Raw genomic sequence first — 24,017 nt, 5'->3', positions numbered from 1 at the left:
GTCGGCAATTCCCTACAGAGTCGTGAGCAATTTTCCTATTGCCAGCATCCAAGTCGGTTGAGACCTTCCGGTTGCCCACCGGGCATTCATCAACTTGACAATGGAGTGATCATGAAGATCCAAAGTGTCTTGCTTGGTTTGGTCGTTGCTGCCGCTGGAGCGGCCGGTGCTGTAGGCGTAGTTCCCGCAGCTAACGCTGCCTCTTTCCACACGTCGTGCGTGCCTGCCGGCGGCGGCATGGCCCGATGCACGCAGACGTTCTGCCACGAGGGAACCTGCTGGGTGACCGACACCTGGACACAACCGATGCGTGAAGTCATCGAGTTCCAGTGACGTTCAGGCGCAGCTGCATTTGCCGCTGCGCTCTTCAACGAAGTGCTGCATCCAGCCCTACGACAATGCCACAGGGCTCAATTTGCCGACATGGAGGTTCCAGAGCGAGGACGATTTGCTGAACACGCGCGAGTGAACCTTCCATGCAGCCTAGTCGATGCGTGCAATTTCTACATATGGAGGTGTATCAGTGAAAGCAGTGAATTTGTTTCTACTGGCTTTGTCGCTCACAGCCATCAGCACCAGCGCAAGCGCTGCTCGCTACAAGGCGAGCAACTACATCTACTTTGACGCCAACGGCTCACCAATAGGGCAGACCGCCACATACTGCAATGGTGTGCAATGGTCGGGAGGCAACACGACGTCTTCCATTTTCCTAAAGATCACTACGGGATGCGGAGCCACCGAATTCTGCCCGCCTGAAGACGATCAGTGTCACGTGGGCGTAGACAACACTCTATCCATCATCCTGGCAGGCAACCCGCCTTTCACACGACAAGAAGCATGCACCCTCATCGGCTCCTTCCCGTGTCAATCGATGGCGCCGGAACTCCTATGGAACTACGGATGGACGCCCGTAAGAACCAAGTAACAGATTGACTGATGTGCGCTGCGGTCTACCCAAGGACCGCAGCGCACAGCTCGACCTTGATAGGCCAATGCACTCAGATGCTGCCAAGGTCCTTCACCACCGCCTGCCCCTGCTGAAGCAACCCGATCAGCAGGCGGCCACCTGCGAATTGCCGGCCCATCTTCTCGTTGAGGTAGTTCGCCTGAAGCCTCGCCGCAGCCAAGACGTCCTGCGACGCAAAACTGTCCGGGCGGCCTCTCAGTGGTTCACTTGGCGAAGCCAGCCCCCCGGCTAGCGGTTGCACAATCGCGGGAACAGCACTGTCGCTCTTGGCGTAGGCCGTCGCCTCCATCCGCCCACGTTCCGGCGGCCAGCCGCCAAGCACAAGTTCCGTGCCCAAGCTCTGCTTCGGAAGGCCCGCGTCGACCGCAGCACGCTCATAGCTCGGCCATACCTTCTCGATCACAAGCCCCAGTTCCTTTGTCAGCTGCTCGAAGTCTGTCCGGAAGCTTGCCTGGAGGGCGAGCTCATAGATGCGGAGAAAGAACTGAGTGGACCCGCGTGCCGCCAACACCCCGTTGTACTGCGGGATCAGCAGCATCTTTGCGCCGGACGAATGCGCTCTGGTGCGGGCGTCCTCCGCGAGAGTATCGACCGCGACCAGGAGCTGAGGGCGTAACAGAACGTTGAGGATGCTCATACCGGACTCACCCATGGGCGCGGCTGAAAAACTGGAAGAGCTCCTATCGCTCGATCGCGTGCGCCAGATGACCGGAATGGGCACGACCTTCATCTATGGCGAGATCAAGGCCGGTCGGTTCCCGCGCTCTATCCGCATCGGTCGCCGCGCACTCTGGATGCAATCTGAGGTGCAAGGCTGGGTTCGGCAGCAAATCGCGCAGAATCGACCTTTGCAGGTGGATGGGTAGGCGGGCGGTTAGCAAAGGCTATAGAAACGAAAAAGCCCCTATTTCTAGGAGCTTTTTGCAAAGGCTGGCGGAGAGAGTGGGATTCGAACCCACGGAAGGTTTAACCCTTCGCCGGTTTTCAAGACCGGTGCCTTAAACCGCTCGGCCATCTCTCCAATCGGGTCCCGGTCGCCCGGGCAGCGGCGTATTCTCGCACGTGAAGGGCATTTGCCCAAGACCACCCTTGCCCCCGCCCTTCGCATCCGGCACGGTGGGGCCTTCACTGCAATCGGAGCCGCCATGGCCCACCTCGATCTGGCCAACCTGCGCACCACCCTGCTGGACGACACCCAGCTGGCCGCAGTGGCCCTGCACCGCACGTTCGCCGGGCACCTGCCGGTCAGCAGTGGGCATCTGGTGGTCTGCGATCCGCTGGTCCAGGCTGAGGCGCCTGCGCTGGCCGACTACACCGCCCCGCTGGGCCGGCATCCGGTTGAGATCATCGTGCACAGCGGCCGCCCGGCACTGGCCGTGGTCTGGTTCAAGCCCCGCGAAGCCCTCACTGCGACCGCCCTGCACTGGCAGATGGCGCGCTGGACCACGCAGGACCTGACCGGCCTGGATGAGGACAGCTTCATCGGCTATCCGGTCGACGCCGGCATCGGCTGCTTCATGGACACCGACACCCAGCAGGCACTGCTGGCCCTGATCGAACAGGCCGATGGCGACGAAGACAGCGAGTGGTCGGATGCGCTGATCGACCACGATGGCCTGGATGAAGGCGCCGAGTACCGTCCCTGGGGCGAGGACTCACCGCATGGACTGGTCGTATTCACCAGCGGCTGGGGCGACGGCGTCTATCCCAGCTACTGGGCGCTGGATACGTCCGGCATTCCGGTCGCCTTGGTCACCGATTTCCTGTGCATCCAGGGCGGCGATGGGCGCGACGAGCGCGAGATTGCCGACCAGGCCTATCGCGAAAGCCTTCCACCCGAAGAAGCCGAAGCGTTGGCACGGTTGGTGGCCGCCGTGGAGCGCGATGACGGGGATGCACTGCGTGACCTGCTGAAGGATGCGCCACAGCGCGCCAACCAGATTGAGCCCGGATGCGGCGGCACCGCGCTGTTCGAGGCGATCCGCCTGGATCGTCCGCAGGCATTGCGGGTGCTGTTGCAGGGCGGCACATTGCCGGCGATGCCCGAGCGCCTGCACATGAGCAAGGTGACCAGCTATCTGGACTATGCGCGCTTCCTGAAGAAACCACGCAGCGCGGAGCTGATAGCGGTGCTGGAAGCACCGGTCATTGCCGAGCCCGCACCGGCCGCACCGCCGCGGCGCAGCTTCTGGGACCGGCTGTTCGGCCGGAACTGACCGGGGCCGGAAAGCAGAAACGCCGGGCATGGCCCGGCGCTACCTTCCTGCATTCTCAGCCCGCATCCACCGCCAGCGCACCCAGCGCACTGGCCTTGATCCGCTCCTTGGCCTTTTCACAGGCACCACCGCAATCCAGGCGCGAGGCCTCCAGCTGCGGCGGCAGGTGCTCGGCCAGAAAGTCGATGAACACGCGCACCGCCGGCAGCAGGCCGCGGCGCGAGGCGAACACAGCGTGGCACACCCCCTGCGGCAGCGACCAGTCGGGCAGCACCACTTCCAGCTCGCCGTTGCGCACGGCGTCGGCGCAGACGGTTTCCGGCAGCATGGTGATGCCGAAACCGTCCTTCACCATGCTCTGCAGCAGCGGGAAGTCGAAGCCGGCCACGCGCGGCTGCAGGTCGACCCGGCGCACTTCACCTTCCGGGCCGTGCAGTTCCCAGCGCTGGCGCGCTTCGTCTTCGCTGATGCTGAGGGTGACGTGCTGGGTCAGCTCTTCCGGGTCCTTCGGGCGGCCGGCGCGATCCAGGTACTTCGGGCTGGCCACCAGCAGTTCCTGCACCTGGCCGAAACTGCGCATCACCAGGCTGCCATCGTCGTCCAGGCGCGAACGCACGCGCAGGGCCACGTCGTAGCCTTCGTTGATGATGTCCACGCGGCGGTTGCTGATGTTCAACTGCAGGCGCACCTTCGGGTACTGCTCAAGGAACTTGGGCAGCAGTTTGGGCAGCTGCATCTGCGCCAGCGACACCGGCACGCTGGCGCGCACCACGCCGCGCGGTTCCGCACTGAGGCGGTCCACCACTTCGCGGGCGGCCTGGGCCTCGGCCAGCATCGTCTGCGCATGGCGGTGCACGCTGGTGCCGACGTCGGTGACCGCGAAACGACGGGTGGAGCGCTGCAGCAGGCGCACACCCAGGTCGGTTTCCAGCTGGCTGATGCGGCGGCTCAGGCGCGACTTGGGAATACCCAGTGCACGCTCGGCGGCGGCGAACCCGCCGTGGTCGACCACCATCGCGAAGTAGTACAGATCATTCAGGTCATGCATGCCCGAGTTCCATATCTAGAACAATACGTGGCATTCAATCACCTTTATTCCGCCTTTGCAACAACCTATCGTTCTCTCCGTCGGCGGGGCACCCCGCCCCTTCCTCCCAGAACATAGGTGACTGCCATGAAGCTTCTGCATCTCGACGCCAGCGTGCTTGGCGACAACTCCGTGTCCCGCCAGCTGTCGGCCGCCGTGGTCGCCCGCTTCACCGGCCAGATCGACGGCCTGCAGGTCGATTATCGCGATCTTGACGCAGATCCGGTACCGCATCTGCGCAGCAGCTCGCTGGCCAGGACCGACGCCGCCGAGGCAACCGATGCCGAACAGGTGATGCAGCAGTTCCTTGAGGCCGACATCGTGGTGATCGGCGCACCGATGTACAACTTCAGCATCCCGTCCACGCTGAAGGCCTGGATCGACCGCGTGGCCGTGGCCGGCCGCACCTTCAAGTACACCGAGAACGGCCCGGTGGGCCTGGCCGGTGGCAAGCGGGTGATCATCGCCAGCAGCCGTGGCGGCATCTACACCGACTCGCCGGCCGACTTCCAGGAGCCATTCCTGCGCCAGGTGTTCGCCTTCATGGGCATCAATGAGGTCGAGTTCGTGCGCGCCGAAGGCATCGCCTACTCGCCGCAGCACCGTGAAGACGCCATTGCCGGTGCGCTGGCAGCACTGCCGTCGCACGAAGCGACCGAAGCCGCCGCTGCATAAGCGTTCCAGCGTTCGGTGCCCCTCTCTCCTCGTCTGGGCGCTGAACGCGGGCCGGATCCCCTCCCCCATCCCGGCCCACCCTGGCGGCCCCGCTTTGCGGGGCCGTTTTTTTGTGTCTGGTCAGAGGGCCCCAGCCACGCATGGCGAGGATCTGCTGCACGTGTGCGTGGATTCGCTGCCATGCACGGCGCTCACCAGAACGTTAGGCTGGGGCCATGAACTACATCGTGACCACTGCACACCGCAGCGAGTTTCCGCACCCGATCACCCTGCGCCGTGGCCAGGCACTGGTGGTGGGCGAACGTTATGAAGGCCCGGAGGGCTGGGACGACTGGTTCCTGTGCGAAGCCGGAGGGCAGCGGCCTGGATTCGTACCGGCGCCTGTGATCGGTCGGGATGCGCAGGGTGGCGCGTTTGCCACGGAGGATTACTGCGCGCGGGAACTGGATGTGGATCCCGGGCAGCTGCTGCGTGGGGAGCGCACGCTCAATGGCTGGGCGTGGTGCGTGCCGGCGACGGGCGAACCGGGATGGGTGCCGTTGGAGAAGCTGCGCGCTGTGGAGTGATCACGGTGGTTCATCCACGCATGGCGTAGATCTACTGGGGCATCGGTGAAATCATGCCGGGCGCGTGCAACATCCTCCAGTAGATCCACGCCATGCGTGGATTCGGTGCCATGCAAGCATGGCACCCACCACAGCCGCAGCAGTGCCATCCAAGCATGGCACCCACCCGAGCCGCAGCACCGCCCGATCAGGAAATCAGGCGATGGTTTCCAGGCCGCCCATGTACGGGCGAAGGGCCTCCGGCACGGTGATGCTGCCGTCGGCGTTCTGGTAGTTCTCCATCACCGCGATCATCGCGCGGCCAACCGCCACGCCCGAGCCGTTCAGGGTATGCGCCAGCTCCGGCTTGCCCGTGGCCGGGTTGCGCCAGCGCGCCTGCATGCGGCGGGCCTGGAAATCACCACAGTTCGAGCACGAGGAGATCTCGCGATAGGTCTCCTGCGACGGCAGCCAGACTTCCAGGTCGTAGGTCTTCACCGCCGAGAAGCCCATGTCGCCGGTGCACAGCAGCACCTTGCGGTACGGCAGGCCCAGCTTTTCCAGCACCACTTCGGCGCAACGGGTCATGCGCTGGTGTTCGGCGTCGCTGTCTTCCGGGCGGCTGATCGAGACCAGCTCGACCTTCTCGAACTGGTGCTGGCGGATCATGCCGCGTACATCGCGGCCACCGCTGCCAGCCTCGGCACGGAAGCACATCGAGTGGGCCGTCATGCGCAGCGGCAGGCGCTCGGCATCGACGATCTCGTCGCGCACGATGTTGGTCAGCGGTACTTCCGAGGTCGGGATCAGGTAACGCGTGGAATCACCCACGGCGGTCTTGAACAGGTCGTCCTCGAACTTCGGCAGCTGGCTGGTGCCGCGCAGCGAATCGGCGTTGACCAGCAGCGGCACGTTGGTTTCCTCGTAGCCGTGCTCACCGGTGTGCAGGTCGACCATGAACTGGGCCAGCGCACGGTGCAGGCGCGCGATCGGGCCACGCAGCACGGTGAAGCGCGAACCGGACAGCTTGGCCGCGGTCTCGCCGTCCAGCCAGCCATTGCGGGCGCCCAGCTCAACGTGGTCGAGCACCTTGAAGTCGAACTGGCGCGGGGTACCCCAGCGCGCCTGCTCCACGTTGTCGTTCTCGTCGGCACCGGCCGGCACGTCATCGGCCGGAAGGTTCGGAATGCCCATCGAGATCGCTTCGATCTTCTCGCGCAGCTCATCCAGGGCCACTTCCGAGGCCTTCAGCTCGTCGGCGAAGGCAGCGACCTCGGCCATGATGGCCGAAACGTCTTCGCCCTTGGCCTTGGCCTGGCCGATGGCCTTGGAACGGCTGTTGCGCAGGCTCTGCAGCTCCTGGGTCCGCACCTGGATGCGCTTGCGATCGGCCTCCAGGGACTCCAGGGCAGACACGTCGAGCTCGAAGCCGCGGCTGGTGCGCAGGCGTTCGGCGAGGTCGGCGGGCTGGTGGCGGAGCAGGGCTGGATCAAGCATGGCAGGTGTCGTGGTGGGTATCAGGGATGGGATTATCGCTTGTTATACGGATTTCTGCCGCCCGGTTCATTCTGGCCGTGGCAGAATCGAGCCATTCCGTACTGGTCCGGTCCATGTCTGCACCCCGCTCGTCGTCCGCCAAGTCGTTCACTGTGCATATCCCGCGCAACGCCCTGAAGATCGCCGGCATCGCCTTCGGCGTAGGCGTGCTGCTGTTCGTGCTGGTCTGGCTGACCGGCCGTGACAAGGAGTTCTTCCGCGCCGACCCGGCCGCACAGACTCCGCAGGAAACCGCCCAGGTCGAGCCCCTGCCGGAACCGTTGGCCGCTGCGGCCGGTTCCAGCGACATGCCGGACGCCAAGCCGGCACCGGTGGAGGAGGAAGCGCCGAAGCTGGTCGAAACCGCCCCGCCGCCGCCCGCCCCGATCACCGAGCCGGCCCCGGCCACCCCGGGCGCGGCGCCGGCCACGACCGGCAACAGCCAACCGATGCCGATTGCCGGCCAGTCGCCGCCACCGTCCTATCCCGCCGCTGCCCTGCGCGCCGGTGACACCGGCACCGTGGTGGTACGCGTGGATGTGGACGCCACCGGCTATCCCAACAACGCCACGGTGATCCAGCGAAGCGGTTCGCGCGAACTCGACCGTGCCGCCACCGACGCCGTGCGCCGCTGGCGTTTCACCCCGGCGCAGAGCAACGGCCAGGCCGTGCCCGGCAGCATTGAAGTGCCGTTCGACTTCAAGACGCAGTAACTGAACACTTCCCGGCAGGCAAACTGAACCCTGCCGGCGACGTTGACGCAACGCTGACACTTCCCGTCCATGGCTCGGGCAACACTGCCCACGACGTCCATTGACGGAAGGAGTTTGCGATGACTGCCACCACCCACGAAGACCTTCATTCGCCGCAGCTGCAGCAGGATTCAAGCGTGCAGCACAAGCCCACGTCGCCCTGGATGTGGATCGCGCTGATCGTGGCGATGTTTGCAGCCGCCCTGCTGTGGCTGCGTCATTCCAACCAGGAAGATGTGGCGCCGGCGCCGGTCGGCGAGCGCATGTTGCCAGCCCCTGAGCAGGCCGTAGTAGCCGATGCAGCAGCGCCCGCAGCGCGCCAGACGGCGCCGGCTACTGCTTCGCGGAAGGCCGCACCGGTGGTGCGCAATCGTGAGGCCCGCCCGCTGGCCAGCAACCGCATGCCCACCTACCCCGCCGCCGCGCTGCGTAGTGGCGTGCAGGGCAGCGTGATCGCCAGCCTGAATGTCGATACCCGCGGCAACGTCGCCAATGCCGCGATCGTTTCGCGCAGCGGCGAGCGCAGCCGCGACCTGGATCGTGCGGTGCTGAACACCGTGCAGAACTGGAAGTTCCAGCCGGCGATGCACGAAGGCCGTGCCGTCGCCAGCGTGGTGCGGGTCCCGGTGGATTTCCGTACCGAGCAGCGTTGATCGCGGACGAGGGGTTCGTGATGTTTAGACGGAGGCTTCGGCCTCCGTCCTTTTATGCGGAAAGGCGTGCCAACCAAGGTTGGCACCTACCGGGTGAGGTGCGCGTGCCAACCAAGGTTGGCACCTACCGGCTGATGTGAGCGTGCCGGCCAAGGTTGGCACCTGCCAGGCAGTGCGATCCGCCGGGCATGGCCCGGCGGTCGCGATGCTGATCAGGCCAGGTTGAACCCGGCGCTGCGCGCCAGGCCATCGAAATCCGGGAAGGATGTGGCGACGTTGGCGATGTCGTTGATGCGCACTTCGCCGTCACTGATCTGGCCGGCAATGGCGAACGCCATGGCAATGCGATGGTCACCGTGGCTTTCAATGGTGCCGCTGCCCAGGCGCACGCCGCCGTGCAAGGTGGCGCCGTCTTCGGTTTCGTCCACCTGCATGCCCAGCGCGCGCAGGCCGGTGGCCATCGCCGCAAGGCGGTCCGATTCCTTCACCCGCAGCTCGGCGGCACCGCTCACCACGGTCTGGCCTTCGGCCGCTGCTGCCGCAACGAACAGCGCCGGGAACTCATCGATCATGTCCGACACCAGCTCTTCCGGAATGCGCGCGCCCTTCAACGGGGCGTAGCGCACCACCAGGTCCGCCACCGGTTCACCGCCCTGCTCGGCCGGATTCTCTTCGGTGATGTCCGCACCCATCAGCCGCAGCGCGTGCAGCAGGCCGGTGCGGCGCGGATTCAGGCCGACCTGCTTCAGGCGCAGCTCGGAGCCGGGAATGATGCTGGCAGCCACCAGATAGAACGCGGCAGACGAGAAGTCGGCCGGCACCACGATGTCCGTGGCGCGCAGGCGCTGGCCACCGCGCAGGCGCGCCTTGCCCGGCGAGAATTCGATGTCCACGCCGAACGCGGACAGCATGCGTTCGGTGTAGTCGCGGGTCGGGTGCGGTTCGACAACGCTGGTTTCGCCCTGTGCGTACAGGCCTGCCAGCAACACCGCCGACTTGATCTGCGCGCTGGCCACCGGCGAGGCGAAGTCGATGCCATGCAGCGTCTGGCCGCCATGCACGTGCAGCGGCGGTGTGCCGTCGTCCTGGGTGTCGATCTTCGCGCCCATCTGCGACAGGGGGCCGGTGACACGGCGCATCGGGCGGCCGGACAACGACTCATCGCCGATCAGCGTGCAGTCGAACGCCTGGCCTGCCAGCAGGCCGGCCAGCAGGCGCATGCCGGTGCCGGCGTTGCCGCAGTCCAGCGGCGCATCCGGGGCCTGCAGGCCGTCGACACCGACGCCGTGCACGATGCGCTGCGACGGGCTGGGGGTTTCGATGCGCACGCCCAGCTGGCTGAAGATGCGCGCGGTCGCGCGGGTGTCTTCGCCTTCCAGGAAGCCTTCGATATGCGAGGTGCCGTCGGCCAACGCGGCGAACATCACCGAGCGGTGCGAGACCGACTTGTCGCCGGGAATGGTCAGGCTGCCCTGCAGCGGCTGGCCCTTGCGGGCGATCCAGTGTTGCGCGTTGCTCATCGTTCGATCATTCCGTAAACGCCGGCAGCGCCGGCGATGCATCAGGGGGCGGCGACCGAGGCCGCCACAGCAACTCTCAGGGCACGGCCACCGGATAGGAACCCAGCACCTTGATCTGCGCCGAGTGCGCTTCCAGTTCGGCCAGCGCGGCCTGCATCGGCGCGTCGTCGATGTGGCCGGCCAGGTCGATGAAGAAGCCGTACTCCCACTTGCCGTGGTGCGACGGGCGCGACTCGATGCGGTTCATGCTGATGCCGTGGCGGGCGAACGGGCTGAGCACGTCGAACAGCGCACCGGGCTTGTCATGGATGAACACCAGCACCGACGTGCGATCGTGGCCGGAGGTCGGGAAGATGTTGCGGCCCACCACCAGGAAGCGAGTGGTGTTGTCGGCATCGTTCTGGATCGGCTTGGTGACCACCTTCTTCAGGCCGTACACATGGCCGGCGCTCTCACCGCCGATGGCCGCCGCATCATCGGCGTTGCGCGCACGGCGCGCACCTTCGGCATTGCTCGAGACCGGAATCTTCTCGGCCTTCGGCAGGTTGGCGCGCAGCCACGCCGAGGTCTGCATGAACGACTGCGGATGCGCGTAGATGCGCTCGATGTCCTCGATGCGGCCGCTGCGCGACATCAGGTACTGCTGTACGCGCAGTTCCACTTCGCCACAGATCTTCAGGTTGGAGGTCAGGAACATGTCCAGGGTGATCTGGATGGTGCCCTGCCCCGAATTTTCCACCGGCACCACGCCAAAATCGGCATTGCCTGCTTCCACTTCCTGGAACACTTCTTCGATGCTGGCCATCGGCAGGCCCAGCGCCGAGCGGCCGAAGTGCTTGAGCACGGCCTGCTGGCTGAAGGTGCCTTCCGGACCGAGGTAACCGATCTTCAGCGGCTCCTGCTGGGCCAGGCAGGCCGACATGATCTCGCGGTAGACGTGCACCAGCAGCTCATCGCTGAGCGGGCCTTCGTTGCGGTCCACCACCATGCGCAGCACCTGCGCTTCGCGCTCGGGGCGGTAGTAGTCGACGGCGGCGGCGAGCTTGCCCTTGGCCTTGCCGACCTGGTGGGCGAAGCGCGCGCGCTCGGCGATCAGGCTCTGGATGTCGCGGTCGATCTGGTCGATCTTCGAGCGCACATCGGCCAGTGCCAGCGGCGCCTGGGTCGGTGCCGGGTTCGAGGCGGCCTTGGCCTTGCCCTTCGCCTTGGTGGACGCGCTGTCCTTGGCCGGTTCCGCCTTCTTCGGCGCCGTCTTGCTGGATTTGCTGCTTGCCATCGGAATTCCTTGTTGCGGGGCCCGCACCCGACGGTGCGCGCCGTTCATTGCTCAGCCGTGACGCTGCTGGAAATCGGCCATGAAGGCGACCAGCGCCTCGGCCCCGGCCAGCGGCATGGCGTTGTACAGCGAGGCGCGGATGCCCCCGACCACCTTGTGCCCCTTCAGCGCCAGCAGGCCAGCGGCCTTGGCTTCGGCGACGAAGCGGGCGTCGAGTTCGGCATCGGGCAGGAAGAACGGGATGTTCATGCGCGAACGGGCCGCATGTGCGACCTCGTTGCGGTAGAAGCCGCCAGAGCCGTCGATGGCGCCGTACACCAGCGCGGCCTTTGCGGCGTTGCGCTTGGCGAACTCGGCCACGCCGCCTTCGGCCAGCATCCACTTGAACACCAGGCCAGCCAGGTACCAGTTCCAGGTCGGCGGGGTGTTGAGCATCGAATCGCGGGCGACGTGCGAGCGGTAATCGAAGATGTCCGCACGCGGCTGGCCACTGCGCTCGAGCAGGTCGCGGCGGATGATCATCACCGCGATGCCGACCGGGCCCAGATTCTTCTGCGCGCCAGCATAGATCACGCCATAACGGCGCACGTCCAGCGGCTCACTGGCGATGGACGAGCTGAAATCAGCGATCAGCGGAACGTTGCCGGTGTCGGGCACATCACGAAACTCGACGCCGTGGATGGTCTCGTTGGCGGTGATGTGCACGTAGGCGGCATCGGGTGACAGCTGCCAGTCGGCACGCGCCGGCAGCTCGCGGTAGCCGTTGGCCTCGCTGCTGGCGGCGATGTTGACGTCGACGTAGACACCGGCCTGCTTGACCGCCGTCTTGCCCCAGTGGCCACTGACCACGTAATCGGCACGCTGGCCGGGGGCGGCGAAGTTGAGCGGGATCAGCGCCTGCTGGGTGGTGGCACCACCGGACAGGAACAGCACCGCATAGTCGTCGGGGATATCGAGCAGGCGACGCAGGTCGGCCTCGGCCTCGGCAGCAACGGACATGAATTCCGCACCGCGATGGCTCATTTCCACGATCGAGGCACCGGTACCGTGCCAGTCCAGCATTTCCGCCTGCGCCTGGCGCAGGACCGATTCCGGCAAGGTTGCAGGGCCGGCACTGAAGTTGAACGCGCGCGTCATGTCACACCTGTGGGGCAAGACCCCTAGTATGCCGCAGTGCACCAGCCTTGCGGCCTTGTGGCGCAAGGGAAATTTGGTTTCATTGGAATCCATTGGCCGGGCGCACAGCACCGGTAGCCGCCAACCTTGGTTGGCGTACGCCGTCAGGCGTCATGGCCACCGAAGGAGCGTGCCGACCAAGGTCGGCACCTACCAAAGCCGTGTGCTGCCAGGCGTCATGAGCCCTGATGCAACGTGCGACCCAGGTCGGCATCTACCAAAGCAGCCCCAGCGGAAGCAGATCAGCGCGCGCCGAACCAGAGCAGCAGGCTGAGCAGCGCGGCCAGCAGCAGCGCACTGACCAGCAGCCACGGCCAGCGCCGGACCCTGCGCGGCACGGCCGGCAGCACCGGCGCCTGCTCGGCGTCCTGGCTGGACTCGTCTTCATCCGGCAGCGGGCGTCGGCGTGGGTCATGCGGTACTTCCAGCACGAACCGGTGCTGGCCATCGAACACCACCTGGTCGCCCGCCTGCAGCCAGCAGTGGCGCACGGCCACACCGTTGACCCGGGTGCCGTCGGCACTGCCCAGATCGCGCAGCAGCACGCGCTCGCCATGCACTTCCACACGGGCGTGCTGTTCGGCGAAGGCCGGCTCATTGATCTCGATGTCGGCGTCGCCGCCGCGACCGACCAAGCGGGTTCGCGACAGCGTGAAGCTGCGGCCATGGTGCAGGCCGCCGACGCCGCGCAGCAGGCGCTGCTGCTCATCGGAGCCGTCGTCGTTCTTCGGCGCAGGCGCCTGCAGCAGGCTCTCTACCTCGCCCTGCAGGACCATCTCCACACCATCCACGTACACCGCATCGCCCGCACGCAGCAGCGCCATGCGCCGCACCGGACGGCCGTTCACGTGGATGCCGCGGATGCCGTTGCCGACCTGCAACCAGAGGCCGCGATCGTCCATGCAGAACTGCGCCAGCAGCAGGGCGCCGTTGCCGGCATCGCCGAGCCGCACACTGCCGTTGGCCTGGCGCACGATGCGTTGCACCCCGGGCCTCAGCGGCTGGTCGGGCTGTTGTTGTTGACTGAAGTGAACAAGCAGGTTCTGCACGCGGCGCAGCCTAGCAGGTTGGCCGCCAACGAAGAAGAACCCACGATGAGTGCTTGGCGCGGAGGCCCTCGATGCGCACAATGCTCGCCCTCATTGATCATCCCCGCCCTGCGCCAGGAGCCTGCATGTCCACCATCGATGTCCGCCACGCCCACGCCCTGCCCGACGCACAGGCGCGCGCCGCGATCGAACAGGTTGCCGCCAAGTTGTCCGAGCGCTTCGGCCTGAAGTCGTCCTGGACCGCCGACGTACTGAATTTCTCCGGCAGCGGCGTGGACGGTGCGATCGAACTGCAGCCGGGCGCCGTGCGCGTGACCGCCAAGCTCGGCTTCCTGCTGTCGGCAATGAAGGGCATGGTCGAAGGCGAGATCCAGCGCGTGCTGAAGGAAAAGCTGGGCTGAACCCCGGCGGCGGCCGTCACGGCCGTGCAACGCCAACGCGCGCTACTCTCGGGACAGGCCCAACTCCCACGGGAAGTGCGATGAACCACTACGAAAACGATGACCGCCGCAACGACGACGCCTCGTTCGGTGACCAGGCCGAGCGCTTCTCGCGCAAGCTGAGTGACTCGGCGCAGCAGGTCTGGCTGGCCGGCCTGGGCGCTCTTGGCCGTGCACAGGCTGAAGGCAGCCGCTTCTTTGATGGTCTGGTGAAGGAAGGCGAAGCCTGGGAGGCCCGCCGCCGTGAACGCCACGGCGAACAGGGTCCGGGCTGGCGCGACAACGTCGAGACCTCGCTGGACGAGGCCCGCGAAAGGGCCTCCGGCACCTGGACCAAGGTTGAGAAGGCCTTTGATGACCAGGTGCAGGGCGTGCTCAAGCGCCTGCACGTACCCACTGCCGACGAGGTGACTGCGCTGGAGGCCCGGATCGACGCGCTGCACGCGCGGCTGGCCAAGCTGGAAAACCGTGCGGCCTCGGGCGCCGATGCCCCCGCACCTGGCAGCCACCAGTCACCCGGCGGCGTGCCCTGACCGGGCGCATGTTGCAATGCAATAAAATTTGATTGACAATCGCGAGCAACCCGCCAATCGCTTCGGCTGCCGTTTGTTCCCTCCCCTCACGGCTTCAGGATTGGCGGGTTTTTCGTGTCCGCCGTATACCGATCTGCGCGCTCCATCACGCTTCCTGTCAGGAACATCCTGACCCAGCCGGGCATCGCGACCTTTACACTGTCGCTCTCCGCTTTCGCCCCTTCCGCCCTACTCCTGCATGCTCCCCTGGATCCTGGCCCTGCTGTCGGCCCTGCTTACCTGTTCCCTGGCCGTTGTCTATCTGTGGTGGATCAAGCGGCGGCAGAAGGAGATGCAACTCGGCCTGCAGGCCTTGGCCGGCATGCACTGGCGCGAATTCTCGGTACTGGTCAAGCGCATGCTGCGCGAGCAGCGCGGCCTGCGAGAGCTGAATGACCCGGGCGAGGAATCCCGTGAGCCGAGCAGCGATTTCCTGCTCAGTGACGGCCCCAACAGCTGGCTGGTGTCGTGCAAGCACGGCCTGGCGTACCGCATCGGCACCGCCGCAGTGAACGAACTGGGTGCGGCCGCGCGCCTGGCCGGCGCCAAGGGCGGCGTGCTGCTGACCGAAGGCCGGATGGAACGCGACGGCCGCAGCGCCGCCGAGAAGCAGGCGGTCGAGGTGCTGGACGGCCCGCGCCTGTGGCCGTTGCTGCAGCCCTATCTGCCGGCGGAAATCGAAACCCGTGTGCGCGCCAGCGCCCGCCATGAAGCCCTGCGCCGGATCGCCATTGCTGCTCTGGGTTCGGCCACGCTGGGCCTGCTGGTCGGCTTGGGCCTGCAAGGGCTGCATGTGCAGGACGCCCCGCCCGTTGCCGAGGTGGCGGTCGTCCCCGCCCCGGTCGCGCCTGCGGTTGAGGTGGCGTCCGAACCGGCGCCGGCGCCCGCCAGCATGCCAACGGCCGCCGCGCCTGCACCGGCCACGCCCTCTACCGACGCACGCAGCAACCCCAACCCGGATGCCGCGACCCTGGAGCGCTTCCAGTCCGATCTGTCCCGCGCCTTGGCCGGCAAGCCTGGGATCGCCAGCGGCGTCTGGCTGACCCGGCAGACGCTGGCCATCAACCGCACCGGCGAGCTGGACGCGGTGTGGCCACAGGTCTGCGAGGAAGTGCTGCACTACCCCGCCCTGCGCAACGTGCGCATCCAGCTCAACGCCCGCCCCGGCGTGGATGAGCCGGTGCGCTGGCGGCAGTGCGCTACGTATTGATGGGGCAGCATCCACGCATGGCGTGGATCTACTGAATCCCGATGCGCGACCCCTTGGTAGATCCACGCCACGCGTGGATGCCTTTGCAGAGTTGAGCCACGCGCGAACAGCAGCCGAGCATCGGCTCGGCTGCACATGGCGCCTGCTCAGCCCAATGCCGCGAGATGGGCAATGTAACTGGAGCGCGATTCACCCGCCGCTCTGGCCTGCGCATCCAGCCTCGCCAGGATCCGGCGTGGCAGGCTGATATTGACCCGCTCAATGGTGTCGTCCAGCAGAGCTGGATCAATGCAGATGTACGCAAGAATCCAACGGATGTCCTTGGATGCCTCGGCCGCGATCTTCTGCGGCGCGGAAGGTGTCGGAATCGAACGCCCCTCATCGAGGGCCACATCAATCCAGGCGAGCGCCGCCTCTTCCGCCGCAGTGAGCGCATCGTCAAGCGTGTCGGCCGCCGAGAAGCACCCCGGCAGATCTGGAACGACCACACCCCACGCGGTGCGTTCATCGCCTGCCTCGATCAAGACTGGATATCGCATGGGCCCTCCTACGTCAGTCCCGCGAGCTTCCGCAACGCCTGCACCAGCCCCTTCCCCAGATCCTTCCTTGGGTGAGGAACGGTGATGATGTGAGGGTGCTGCGGGTGCACGAATACATGATGGGATCCGCGGATCCGGCGACAGATCCAACCTGCCGCTTCCAGTTCCCGGATGAGGTCCCTGCTCTCCATGCAGGGACGATACACATCGTACACACGCTCCGACAGAGTTCAAGGCGACAGCCGTTTCGGCCCAGTAGATCCACGCCATGCGTGGATGGAATCCCTATCGCGCGCCCGGCGCGAAGCGCGCCACCAGGTCCCAGGCATCCCCCAGGAACACCTGACGCACGCGGGTGATCGGTTGCTCACCGCGCCAGGTCAGGCGCTCGATCACCAGGCAGGCGGTGCCGGGCTTCACGTCCAGCAGCTTGGCGGTGGCAGGATCCGCGCCCCAGGCACTGATGCGGTGCTGGGCACGGGTCCACGAGACATTCTGCAGCAGCCAGCTACCCGGCGCGGTGGTACTGAAATCGACCTCCAGCACCTCGGGCACGCCCACCGGACTGATCAGGCGGTGCTCCAGCGCCAACGGACGGCCATCGGCCAGGTGCAGGCAACGCATCGCCAGCAGCGTCTCCTGGCCGGCCAGCTCCACTTCACCGGCATTGCCAGCGTCGGCAAGGCGCAGCTCGCGCTGCAGCAGACGATAGGCGTACTGATGGCCGCGCGAGCCGACCTCCATCGCGATATCGGGAATCTCCAGCGCCACCTGCTCCAGGTGCGGCGGCTGCCGCGCCACGAACGAACCCGCGCGGCGGCGACGCTCGATCATGCCGCTCTCGGCCAGTGCGGTCAGCACCTTGTTCACCGTCATCCGCGAGCAGCCGTACTGCTCCATCAGCTCGTGTTCGTACGGAATACGAAAGCCCGGCGCCCATTCTCCGCTGAGGATGCGGCTTTCCAGATCGCTGCGGATACGCTGGTTGAGCGTGGCGGACTTGCTGGCCTTCACGTAATGGGGTCTCTGTGGCGGGAGGCGATCAGCCCAGCACGCCCTTCAGCGCAGCGGCGAAGGCGGTGGTGATCGCCTCGCGTTGCAGGTGGCGGCCCTCGGCCACGCATTGGCGGCCATGGCGCCAGACCGATCGCAGCGCGCCATTACGTGCGGCGAACACCCAGCTGTCAAGCCATGCGTCATCCTGCCGCGCCTGCAACGCCGGGTGTGCGGCATCCAGTTCGACCAGATCGGCACTGGCACCGACCTGCAGGCGAGCGGCCACGCCCAGCGCCTGTGCACCACCGTGCAGTGCGCCTTCGAACAGGAAGCGACCGGTGCTGCGGGTGGCATCCGGCGCCAGCACGTTGCGACCGCGCAGGGTCAGCCGCTGGCCGTATTCAAGCAGGCGCAGTTCTTCAGCTGCATCGATCAGCACATTGGAATCGGAACCGACACCGAAGCGCCCGCCCTCGCGCGCGAACGCCTGCATCGGGAACAGGCCGTCGCCCAGATTGGCCTCGGTGATCGGGCACAGGCCGGCCACGGCCTGGCTGGCCACGATGGCCGCGCGCTCGTCATCGGTGATGTGGGTGGCATGCACCAGGCACCAGCGCGCATCGACCGGCGCATGGTCGTACAACCACTGCACCGGGCGCTGGCCACTCCAGGCCTGGCAGGCCTCGACTTCACGCACCTGCTCGGCGATATGGATGTGTACCGGGCCATCCGTCAGCGGCAGCAGGGCGCTCAGTTCCTCGCCGGTGACCGCACGCAGGCTGTGCGGTGCGATGCCGAGCACCGCGTCGGGCAGCGCGGCCAATGCCGGCTTCGCGGCATCCAGCAGCTGCGCGAAACCGTCCACGTCGTGGATCAGGCGACGCTGCGCTGGATTCGGCGGCGCCCCGCCGAAATCGGCATGTGCATAGAACACCGGCAGCAGGGTCAGGCCGATACCGGTCTGGTCGGCGGCGGCGGCAATCCGCGCACTCATCTCGGCGCGGTTGGCGTAGGCGCAACCATCGGCATCGTGGTGCAGGTAATGGAATTCGCCGACGCGGGTGAAGCCGCTTTCCAGCATTTCCATGTAGGCCTGGGCGGCGATGGCCTGCACCGCGTCGGGGCGCAGATGGGCCAGGAAGCGATACATCAGCTCGCGCCAGCTCCAGAAGCTGTCACCGTCACCGCCGCCGATCTCGGTCAGCCCGGCCATGCCGCGCTGGAAGGCGTGGCTGTGCAGATTGGGCAGGCCCGGCACCAGGATGCCGACCCGGGTGTCGCCGTGCTGGGCGCCCTGCCCCGCGCTGATCGCCGAGATGCGGCCGTCCTGCACCTGCAGGCGGACATCGCGGGCCCAGCCGTGGGCCAGCAGGGCGTGGGCGGCATGGAAACAGTGCGGGGAACGCGAATCGGACATGGCTGGACAACCCGAAATGGACGCCTATATTGTATAGACATATAAGCACAGCCGCGTTGTGGATGCCATGCACGTCGATACCCTCTGGTCCAACGTTCACCTGATCACCCTCGATGGCGAAGGGCTGGGTGTCATCCGCGATGGCGTGCTGGCCTGCGCCGGCGGCCGCATCGTCCATGTCGGGCCAGCCGGCAGCGACGCCCACCTGCAGCCGACCACCCGCATCGACGGCGAAGGCCGCTGGATCTCGCCGGGCCTGATCGACTGCCACACCCACCTGGTCTACGCCGGCAACCGCGCCAACGAGTTCGAGCAGCGCCTGCAGGGCGTCAGCTATGCCGACATCGCCCGAGCCGGCGGTGGCATCGTATCCACCGTGCGCGCCACTCGCGCTGCCACCCCGGAACAGCTCGCCCGCGAAAGCCGGCCGCGCCTGCTGGCGATGCGCGCCGAGGGCGTGACCACCCTCGAGATCAAGTCCGGCTACGGCCTGACGCTGCCCGACGAACGCAAGCAGCTGCAGGTCGCGCGCGCGCTGGGCGAAGAATGCCGGGTCAACGTGGTGACCACCTTCCTCGGTGCGCACGCGATTCCGCCGGGCCGCGAAGCACAGGAGTACACCGAGGAGGTGTCCAACGTGATGATCCCGGCCATCGCTGCCGAAGGCCTGGCCGAAGCGGTGGATGTGTTCTGCGAGAACATCGCCTTCTCGCCGGCGCAGGCGCGGCAGGTCTTCGAAGCGGCACGCGCCAACGGGCTGGCAGTGAAGATCCACGCCGAGCAGCTGAGCAACCAGCATGGTGCTGAACTGGCCGCCAGCTTCGGTGCCCTCTCGGCCGACCATATCGAACACCTGGACGATGCCGGCATCGCCGCGATGGCCGCCGCCGGCACCGTGGCCGTGCTGTTGCCCGGTGCCTTCTATTTCACCCGCGATACCACCCTGCCGCCGATCGCTGCGCTGCGTGCGGCCGGCGTGCCACTGGCGCTGGCCACCGACAGCAACCCGGGCACTTCGCCGCTGACCAGCCCGCTGCTGGCGATGAACATGGGCGCCACCCTGTTCCGCCTGACGGTGGACGAGTGCATCGCCGGCTTCACCCGTGAAGCGGCGCGCGCGCTGGGCCATGGCGAGCGCATCGGCCGCCTGGCCGTAGGCCTGGACTGCGACCTGGCGATCTGGGACATCGACGCGCCCGCCGACCTGGTCTATCGCATTGGATTCAACCCGCTGCACGCGCGCGTGGTGCGCGGACAGCCCGACCTGCCTGCCTCCTGGAGCAACACATGAGCAACACCCTGGTTCTTCGCCCCGGCCATGTCACTCTTGCCCAGTGGCGGCAGGTCTATCGCGGTGCGCCGCTTGCACTGGACCCGGCCGCGCTGCCGGTGGTGCGCGCCAGTGCTGCGACGGTCGCCGCTATCGTCGCCAAGGGCGCGCCGGTGTATGGCATCAACACCGGCTTCGGCAAGCTGGCCAGCGTGCGCATCGAGCGCGAAGACCTGGCCACCCTGCAGCGGAACATCGTGCTCTCGCATGCCGCCGGCGTAGGCGAGCCGATGCCGGCCAGCGTGGTGCGGTTGATGATGGCGCTGAAGCTGGTCAGCCTGGCGCAGGGGGCTTCGGGCATCCGCGAGGAAACCCTGCTGCTGCTCGAAGCGATGCTGGTCAAGGGCGTGCTGCCGGTGGTGCCCGCGCAGGGCTCGGTGGGTGCCTCGGGTGACCTGGCCCCGCTTTCGCACCTGGCCAGCGTGATGCTGGGCGTGGGCGAAGCCTTCATCGGCGGCGAGCGCCTGCCCGCAACCGACGCACTGGCACGTGCCGGCCTGCAGCCGATCGAACTGGGCGCGAAGGAAGGCCTGGCGCTGCTCAACGGCACCCAGTTCTCCACCGCCTATGCGTTGGCCGGCCTGTTCGAGATCGAGACCGTGTTCCAGGCCGCGCTGGTCACCGGCGCGCTGTCGGTGGAAGCTGCCAAGGGCTCGGATACCCCGTTCGATCCGCGCATCCATGCCATCCGCGGCCAGCGCGGGCAGATCGCCACTGCGGCCACGCTGCGCACGCTGATGCAGGGGTCGGACATCCGCGAATCGCACCGCGACAACGATGTGCGCGTGCAGGACCCGTACTGCCTGCGCTGCCAGCCGCAGGTGATGGGCGCGGCGCTGGACATCCTGCGCCAGGCCGCGACCACGCTGGAAATCGAAGCCAACGGCGTCTCCGACAATCCGCTGGTGTTCACCGACACCGGCGAAGCACTGTCCGGCGGCAACTTCCACGCCGAGCCGGTGGCCTTCGCCGCCGACATGCTGGCGATGGCGGTGTGCGAGATCGGCTCGATCAGCGAGCGCCGCCTGGCGATGCTGGTGGACCCGGCGCTGTCCGGCCTGCCGGCGTTCCTGACCCCGCGCCCGGGCCTGAATTCCGGCTTCATGATTCCGCAGGTGACCGCGGCTGCACTGGTCTCGGAAAACAAGCAGCGCGCCTACCCGGCCAGCGTTGATTCAATCCCGACCTCGGCCAACCAGGAAGACCATGTGTCGATGGCCGCGCACGGCGCACGCCGCCTGATGCAGATGGCCGAGAACGCCGCCAACGTGATCGGTATCGAACTGCTGGCCGCAGCACAGGGCTGCGACTTCCACGCCCCGCTGCGCTCCAGTGCCGCGCTGGAAAGCGTGCGCGCCACCCTGCGTGCGCAGGTGCCGACACTGGAAGAAGACCGCTACTTCCATCCGGACATGGTGACCGCCACGAATCTGGTGCGCAGCGGCGCGCTGGCGCAGGGCCTGGCGGAGCTGCTGCCAACCGTGGAGCCGCAGGCATGAATGCCCACCCCGAATGGCTGACGGTGCATGAGGGCGATGCCCCGTTGATCGTCAGCTTCCCGCATACCGGCAGCGAGCTGCCGCATGAGCTGATGGGCGACTACCACTCGCCGTGGCTGGCCCGTCGTGACGCCGATTGGTGGGTACACGATCTGTACGACTTCGTGCGCGGCATGGGGGCGACCACGGTGCGCTCGGCGATCTCGCGTTCGGTGATCGACCTCAACCGCGATCCCAGCGGCGTGTCGCTGTATCCGGGCCAGAACACCACCGGCCTGTGCCCACTGACCACCTTCGACAACCAGCCGCTGTACCACGCCGGGCGCGAACCGGATGACGCCGAGATCGCGCGGCGTCGCGACACGTATTTCCTGCCTTACCACGATGCGCTGACCGCGCAGATCACCCGCCTGCGCGCCAAGTTCGGCACGGTGGTGGTGTACGACGCACATTCGATCCGCTCACATATTCCGCACCTGTTCGACGGCGAACTGCCGCAGTTCAACCTGGGTACCGCCGGCCCGTCTGGCGCGCCGGACACGTCCTGCGACAACGCCTTGAGCGATGTGGTGGAGAACCTGCTGAAGATCAGTGGCATGAGCCAAGTGCGCAACGGCCGCTTCAAGGGCGGCTGGATCACCCGCCACTACAGCAACATCGCCGGCGGCGTGCACAGCCTGCAGATGGAGCTGGCCTGCCGCGGCTACATGCACGAACCCCTGCCAGACCAGGTGGACGAGCACAGCTGGCCCACGCCGCTCGACCCCGACCACGCCGCACCGCTGCGCCACACCCTGGCGCAGGTGCTCAATGCCTGCCTTGAATTCGCTACGAACCGGAGCGCCGCATGACCCGCAACGACCCGTCCCGCACCATCGCCGCGCCGACCGGCACCACGCTGAACGCCAAGAGCTGGCTGACCGAAGCGCCGCTGCGCATGCTGATGAACAACCTGCACCCGGATGTGGCCGAGCGGCCGCAGGAACTGGTGGTGTACGGCGGCATCGGCCGCGCCGCGCGTGACTGGGAGAGCTTCGATGCGATCGTCGAAACGCTCAAGCGCCTGGACGACGACCAGACCCTGCTGGTGCAGTCGGGCAAGCCGGTGGGCGTGTTCCGCACCCACGCCGATGCGCCGCGCGTGCTGATCGCCAATTCCAACCTGGTGCCGCGCTGGGCCAACTGGGACCACTTCAACGAGCTGGATAAGAAGGGCCTGGCCATGTACGGCCAGATGACCGCCGGCAGCTGGATCTACATTGGCGCGCAGGGCATCGTGCAGGGCACCTACGAAACCTTCGTGGAAATGGGTCGCCAGCATTTCGGTGGCGACCTGACCGGCAAGTGGCTGTTTACCGGCGGCCTCGGCGGCATGGGCGGCGCACAGCCGCTGGCTGCCGTGATGGCCGGCGCCTCCTGCCTGGCCGTCGAGTGCCGCAAGAGCAGCATCGATATGCGCCTGCGCACCGGTTACCTGGATACCTGGACCGACAATCTGGACGAAGCGCTGCGCCTGATCGACGACGCCTGCAAGGCCGGTACGCCGACGTCGGTGGGCCTCCTCGGCAACGTCGCCGATGTGCTGGCTGAGTTGCTGGCGCGCGGCATCAAGCCGGACCTGCTGACCGACCAGACTTCCGCGCACGACCCGGTGAACGGCTACCTGCCGCAGGGCTGGACCGTCGAGCAGTGGGATGAGAAGCGCGTTTCCGCCCCCAAGGAAGTGGAGAAGGCTGCGCGCGCGTCGATGGCCAACCACATCCGCGCCATGCTCGGCTTCCACGCACTGGGCGTGCCGACCGTGGACTACGGCAACAACCTGCGGCAGATGGCGCTGGAGGAAGGCGTGGCCAATGCCTTCGACTTCCCCGGTTTCGTGCCGGCCTACATCCGCCCGTTGTTCTGCCGCGGCATCGGCCCGTTCCGCTGGGCCGCGCTGAGCGGCGATCCGGAAGACATCGCCAAGACCGATGCCAAGGTGAAGGAACTGATTCCGGACAACCCGCACCTGCACCGCTGGCTGGACATGGCCGCCGAGAAGATCAAGTTCCAGGGCCTGCCAGCGCGCATCTGCTGGGTCGGCCTGGGTGATCGTGATCGACTTGGCCTGGCGTTCAACGAGATGGTCGCCAACGGTGAACTGAAGGCGCCGGTGGTGATCGGCCGCGACCATCTGGACAGCGGCAGCGTCGCCTCGCCGAACCGCGAAACCGAGGCGATGGCCGATGGTTCCGATGCGGTGTCCGACTGGCCGCTGTTGAACGCCCTGCTCAATACCGCCAGCGGCGCGACCTGGGTGTCGCTGCATCACGGTGGTGGCGTGGGCATGGGCTTCTCGCAGCACGCCGGCATGGTGATCGTCTGCGACGGCACCGAGGCGGCAGCCAAGCGGATTGGGCGTGTGCTGTGGAACGACCCGGCCACCGGCGTGATGCGCCATGCCGATGCGGGGTATGAGATCGCGGTGGAGTGTGCGAAGGAGAAGGGGCTGGATCTGCCGGGAATTCTCGGCTGATCACAGAGGTGCCGGCCAGGGGCCGGCACTACCGCAAGGCACCTGTA

General features: G+C 66.7%; 25 protein-coding genes and 1 tRNA gene. 14 read left to right on the top strand and 12 right to left on the bottom strand.

The genetic code is table 11. The annotated features are described in order from the left end of the window. The first annotated feature begins 111 nt into the window (after positions 1 to 111). A complete protein-coding gene (locus tag HLA98_RS13570; RefSeq protein ID WP_129550508.1) occupies positions 112 to 333 on the top strand; it encodes a hypothetical protein in 222 nt (73 codons plus the stop codon). A 665-nt stretch (positions 334 to 998) separates the two neighbouring features. Here HLA98_RS13570 and HLA98_RS13565 read toward each other — a convergent pair. After that, positions 999 to 1,604, bottom strand: a complete 606-nt coding sequence (locus HLA98_RS13565; RefSeq protein WP_057500644.1) for a hypothetical protein — start codon at positions 1,602 to 1,604, stop codon at positions 999 to 1,001. A 13-nt stretch (positions 1,605 to 1,617) separates the two neighbouring features. On the opposite strand from HLA98_RS13565, the gene HLA98_RS13560 reads away from it, so the two are divergent. Continuing rightward, positions 1,618 to 1,833: a helix-turn-helix transcriptional regulator gene (locus HLA98_RS13560; protein WP_057500583.1), complete on the top strand. Its 216-nt coding sequence runs from the start codon at positions 1,618 to 1,620 to the stop codon at positions 1,831 to 1,833. 65 nt (positions 1,834 to 1,898) lie between these two features. On the opposite strand, the gene HLA98_RS13555 is transcribed toward HLA98_RS13560, so the two are convergent. Beyond that, positions 1,899 to 1,988, bottom strand: a tRNA-Ser gene (locus tag HLA98_RS13555). 124 nt (positions 1,989 to 2,112) lie between these two features. On the opposite strand from HLA98_RS13555, the gene HLA98_RS13550 reads away from it, so the two are divergent. Then, the gene (locus tag HLA98_RS13550; protein WP_057500584.1) at positions 2,113 to 3,183 is read left to right on the top strand and encodes a DUF4241 domain-containing protein; all 1,071 of its coding nucleotides are present in this window, start codon (positions 2,113 to 2,115) and stop codon (positions 3,181 to 3,183) included. Between the two features lie 55 nt (positions 3,184 to 3,238). On the opposite strand, the gene HLA98_RS13545 is transcribed toward HLA98_RS13550, so the two are convergent. Then, positions 3,239 to 4,231: a LysR family transcriptional regulator gene (locus HLA98_RS13545; RefSeq protein ID WP_005410175.1), complete on the bottom strand. Its 993-nt coding sequence runs from the start codon at positions 4,229 to 4,231 to the stop codon at positions 3,239 to 3,241. A 126-nt stretch (positions 4,232 to 4,357) separates the two neighbouring features. Between HLA98_RS13545 and HLA98_RS13540 the strand changes: the two genes are divergently transcribed. Together HLA98_RS13540 and HLA98_RS13535 are read left to right on the top strand one after the other, a co-directional pair. After that, positions 4,358 to 4,945 carry an FMN-dependent NADH-azoreductase gene (locus HLA98_RS13540; RefSeq protein WP_057500585.1) on the top strand — a complete coding sequence of 196 codons (588 nt, stop codon included), beginning with the start codon at positions 4,358 to 4,360 and terminating at the stop codon, positions 4,943 to 4,945. 215 nt (positions 4,946 to 5,160) lie between these two features. Beyond that, positions 5,161 to 5,511: a hypothetical protein gene (locus tag HLA98_RS13535; RefSeq protein WP_057500586.1), complete on the top strand. Its 351-nt coding sequence runs from the start codon at positions 5,161 to 5,163 to the stop codon at positions 5,509 to 5,511. 195 nt (positions 5,512 to 5,706) lie between these two features. Here the strand turns inward: HLA98_RS13535 and serS are convergent, their stop codons facing one another. Beyond that, a complete protein-coding gene (serS, locus tag HLA98_RS13530) occupies positions 5,707 to 6,987 on the bottom strand; it encodes a serine--tRNA ligase (protein ID WP_057500587.1) in 1,281 nt (426 codons plus the stop codon). Between the two features lie 113 nt (positions 6,988 to 7,100). Between serS and HLA98_RS13525 the strand changes: the two genes are divergently transcribed. Both HLA98_RS13525 and HLA98_RS13520 read left to right on the top strand, forming a co-directional pair. Then, a complete protein-coding gene (locus HLA98_RS13525) occupies positions 7,101 to 7,739 on the top strand; it encodes an energy transducer TonB (protein WP_057500588.1) in 639 nt (212 codons plus the stop codon). A 119-nt stretch (positions 7,740 to 7,858) separates the two neighbouring features. Beyond that, entirely contained in the window at positions 7,859 to 8,431 is a 573-nt protein-coding gene (locus HLA98_RS13520; protein WP_057500589.1) for an energy transducer TonB, read from the top strand. Positions 8,432 to 8,643: 212 nt separating this feature from the next. Here the strand turns inward: HLA98_RS13520 and aroA are convergent, their stop codons facing one another. The 4 genes from aroA to HLA98_RS13500 form a co-directional block, all read right to left on the bottom strand. Next, positions 8,644 to 9,951, bottom strand: coding sequence for a 3-phosphoshikimate 1-carboxyvinyltransferase (gene aroA, locus HLA98_RS13515; RefSeq protein WP_057500590.1), 1,308 nt, complete (start codon positions 9,949 to 9,951; stop codon positions 8,644 to 8,646). A gap of 76 nt (positions 9,952 to 10,027) precedes the next feature. Next, positions 10,028 to 11,227 carry a prephenate dehydratase gene (pheA, locus tag HLA98_RS13510; protein WP_057500591.1) on the bottom strand — a complete coding sequence of 400 codons (1,200 nt, stop codon included), beginning with the start codon at positions 11,225 to 11,227 and terminating at the stop codon, positions 10,028 to 10,030. A gap of 51 nt (positions 11,228 to 11,278) precedes the next feature. Beyond that, positions 11,279 to 12,364, bottom strand: coding sequence for a 3-phosphoserine/phosphohydroxythreonine transaminase (gene serC / locus HLA98_RS13505; protein WP_057500592.1), 1,086 nt, complete (start codon positions 12,362 to 12,364; stop codon positions 11,279 to 11,281). Positions 12,365 to 12,645: 281 nt separating this feature from the next. Next, positions 12,646 to 13,452 carry an FHA domain-containing protein gene (locus HLA98_RS13500; RefSeq protein ID WP_049448556.1) on the bottom strand — a complete coding sequence of 269 codons (807 nt, stop codon included), beginning with the start codon at positions 13,450 to 13,452 and terminating at the stop codon, positions 12,646 to 12,648. A gap of 125 nt (positions 13,453 to 13,577) precedes the next feature. Between HLA98_RS13500 and HLA98_RS13495 the strand changes: the two genes are divergently transcribed. From HLA98_RS13495 to HLA98_RS13485, 3 genes are all read left to right on the top strand, one after another. After that, positions 13,578 to 13,853, top strand: coding sequence for a polyhydroxyalkanoic acid system family protein (locus tag HLA98_RS13495; RefSeq protein WP_005417302.1), 276 nt, complete (start codon positions 13,578 to 13,580; stop codon positions 13,851 to 13,853). Positions 13,854 to 13,933: 80 nt separating this feature from the next. Further along, positions 13,934 to 14,425, top strand: coding sequence for a phasin family protein (locus HLA98_RS13490; protein ID WP_049448558.1), 492 nt, complete (start codon positions 13,934 to 13,936; stop codon positions 14,423 to 14,425). A gap of 238 nt (positions 14,426 to 14,663) precedes the next feature. Then, the gene (locus HLA98_RS13485) at positions 14,664 to 15,674 is read left to right on the top strand and encodes a restriction endonuclease (RefSeq protein WP_057500593.1); all 1,011 of its coding nucleotides are present in this window, start codon (positions 14,664 to 14,666) and stop codon (positions 15,672 to 15,674) included. A 146-nt stretch (positions 15,675 to 15,820) separates the two neighbouring features. Here HLA98_RS13485 and HLA98_RS13480 read toward each other — a convergent pair whose 3' ends face one another. The 4 genes from HLA98_RS13480 to HLA98_RS13465 form a co-directional block, all read right to left on the bottom strand. Then, entirely contained in the window at positions 15,821 to 16,213 is a 393-nt protein-coding gene (locus tag HLA98_RS13480) for a type II toxin-antitoxin system HicB family antitoxin (protein ID WP_057500594.1), read from the bottom strand. A gap of 8 nt (positions 16,214 to 16,221) precedes the next feature. Then, positions 16,222 to 16,404, bottom strand: a complete 183-nt coding sequence (locus HLA98_RS13475) for a type II toxin-antitoxin system HicA family toxin (RefSeq protein WP_080392887.1) — start codon at positions 16,402 to 16,404, stop codon at positions 16,222 to 16,224. Positions 16,405 to 16,498: 94 nt separating this feature from the next. Continuing rightward, a complete protein-coding gene (gene hutC / locus HLA98_RS13470) occupies positions 16,499 to 17,227 on the bottom strand; it encodes a histidine utilization transcriptional repressor HutC (protein ID WP_057500595.1) in 729 nt (242 codons plus the stop codon). 28 nt (positions 17,228 to 17,255) lie between these two features. Further along, a complete protein-coding gene (locus HLA98_RS13465; protein ID WP_057500596.1) occupies positions 17,256 to 18,626 on the bottom strand; it encodes a formimidoylglutamate deiminase in 1,371 nt (456 codons plus the stop codon). A 67-nt stretch (positions 18,627 to 18,693) separates the two neighbouring features. On the opposite strand from HLA98_RS13465, the gene hutI reads away from it, so the two are divergent. Genes hutI through hutU form a run of 4 tightly spaced genes read left to right on the top strand, consistent with a single transcriptional unit; the run spans position 18,694 to position 23,970 of the window. Beyond that, positions 18,694 to 19,917 carry an imidazolonepropionase gene (gene hutI / locus HLA98_RS13460; protein WP_057500597.1) on the top strand — a complete coding sequence of 408 codons (1,224 nt, stop codon included), beginning with the start codon at positions 18,694 to 18,696 and terminating at the stop codon, positions 19,915 to 19,917. Then, complete coding sequence (hutH, locus tag HLA98_RS13455) at positions 19,914 to 21,455, top strand: histidine ammonia-lyase (RefSeq protein WP_057500598.1); 1,542 nt, start codon at positions 19,914 to 19,916, stop codon at positions 21,453 to 21,455. The genes hutI and hutH overlap by 4 nt, the downstream gene beginning before the upstream one ends. After that, on the top strand, positions 21,452 to 22,306 hold the full coding sequence (hutG, locus tag HLA98_RS13450; protein WP_057500599.1) for an N-formylglutamate deformylase: 855 nt from the start codon (positions 21,452 to 21,454) through the stop codon (positions 22,304 to 22,306). The genes hutH and hutG overlap by 4 nt, the downstream gene beginning before the upstream one ends. Beyond that, positions 22,303 to 23,970 carry a urocanate hydratase gene (gene hutU / locus HLA98_RS13445; protein WP_057500600.1) on the top strand — a complete coding sequence of 556 codons (1,668 nt, stop codon included), beginning with the start codon at positions 22,303 to 22,305 and terminating at the stop codon, positions 23,968 to 23,970. Before hutG ends, hutU begins: the two co-directional genes overlap by 4 nt. The last annotated feature ends 47 nt before the right edge of the window (positions 23,971 to 24,017 follow it).

This window comes from Stenotrophomonas africana (genome assembly GCF_013004645.1).
Classification (GTDB): domain Bacteria; phylum Pseudomonadota; class Gammaproteobacteria; order Xanthomonadales; family Xanthomonadaceae; genus Stenotrophomonas; species Stenotrophomonas africana.
This window is presented reverse-complemented; position numbering and strand designations above follow the sequence as displayed.

Bases quoted from the DNA above. Each gene is read 5' to 3' on its own strand.
- HLA98_RS13545 (WP_005410175.1), bottom strand. From the start codon at position 4,231: ATGCATGACCTGAATGATCTGTACTACTTCGCGATGGTGGTCGACCAC.
- HLA98_RS13535 (WP_057500586.1), top strand. From the start codon at position 5,161: ATGAACTACATCGTGACCACTGCACACCGCAGCGAGTTTCCGCACCCG.
- HLA98_RS13465 (WP_057500596.1), bottom strand. From the start codon at position 18,626: ATGTCCGATTCGCGTTCCCCGCACTGTTTCCATGCCGCCCACGCCCTG.
- HLA98_RS13480 (WP_057500594.1), bottom strand. From the start codon at position 16,213: ATGCGATATCCAGTCTTGATCGAGGCAGGCGATGAACGCACCGCGTGG.
- HLA98_RS13485 (WP_057500593.1), top strand. From the start codon at position 14,664: ATGCTCCCCTGGATCCTGGCCCTGCTGTCGGCCCTGCTTACCTGTTCC.
- hutU (WP_057500600.1), top strand. From the start codon at position 22,303: ATGACCCGCAACGACCCGTCCCGCACCATCGCCGCGCCGACCGGCACC.
- HLA98_RS13475 (WP_080392887.1), bottom strand. From the start codon at position 16,404: ATGGAGAGCAGGGACCTCATCCGGGAACTGGAAGCGGCAGGTTGGATC.
- hutG (WP_057500599.1), top strand. From the start codon at position 21,452: ATGAATGCCCACCCCGAATGGCTGACGGTGCATGAGGGCGATGCCCCG.
- HLA98_RS13525 (WP_057500588.1), top strand. From the start codon at position 7,101: ATGTCTGCACCCCGCTCGTCGTCCGCCAAGTCGTTCACTGTGCATATC.
- HLA98_RS13550 (WP_057500584.1), top strand. From the start codon at position 2,113: ATGGCCCACCTCGATCTGGCCAACCTGCGCACCACCCTGCTGGACGAC.
- hutI (WP_057500597.1), top strand. From the start codon at position 18,694: ATGCACGTCGATACCCTCTGGTCCAACGTTCACCTGATCACCCTCGAT.
- aroA (WP_057500590.1), bottom strand. From the start codon at position 9,951: ATGAGCAACGCGCAACACTGGATCGCCCGCAAGGGCCAGCCGCTGCAG.
- HLA98_RS13540 (WP_057500585.1), top strand. From the start codon at position 4,358: ATGAAGCTTCTGCATCTCGACGCCAGCGTGCTTGGCGACAACTCCGTG.
- pheA (WP_057500591.1), bottom strand. From the start codon at position 11,227: ATGGCAAGCAGCAAATCCAGCAAGACGGCGCCGAAGAAGGCGGAACCG.
- HLA98_RS13490 (WP_049448558.1), top strand. From the start codon at position 13,934: ATGAACCACTACGAAAACGATGACCGCCGCAACGACGACGCCTCGTTC.
- HLA98_RS13520 (WP_057500589.1), top strand. From the start codon at position 7,859: ATGACTGCCACCACCCACGAAGACCTTCATTCGCCGCAGCTGCAGCAG.
- HLA98_RS13570 (WP_129550508.1), top strand. From the start codon at position 112: ATGAAGATCCAAAGTGTCTTGCTTGGTTTGGTCGTTGCTGCCGCTGGA.
- HLA98_RS13560 (WP_057500583.1), top strand. From the start codon at position 1,618: ATGGGCGCGGCTGAAAAACTGGAAGAGCTCCTATCGCTCGATCGCGTG.
- HLA98_RS13565 (WP_057500644.1), bottom strand. From the start codon at position 1,604: ATGAGCATCCTCAACGTTCTGTTACGCCCTCAGCTCCTGGTCGCGGTC.
- serS (WP_057500587.1), bottom strand. From the start codon at position 6,987: ATGCTTGATCCAGCCCTGCTCCGCCACCAGCCCGCCGACCTCGCCGAA.
- hutH (WP_057500598.1), top strand. From the start codon at position 19,914: ATGAGCAACACCCTGGTTCTTCGCCCCGGCCATGTCACTCTTGCCCAG.
- serC (WP_057500592.1), bottom strand. From the start codon at position 12,364: ATGACGCGCGCGTTCAACTTCAGTGCCGGCCCTGCAACCTTGCCGGAA.
- HLA98_RS13495 (WP_005417302.1), top strand. From the start codon at position 13,578: ATGTCCACCATCGATGTCCGCCACGCCCACGCCCTGCCCGACGCACAG.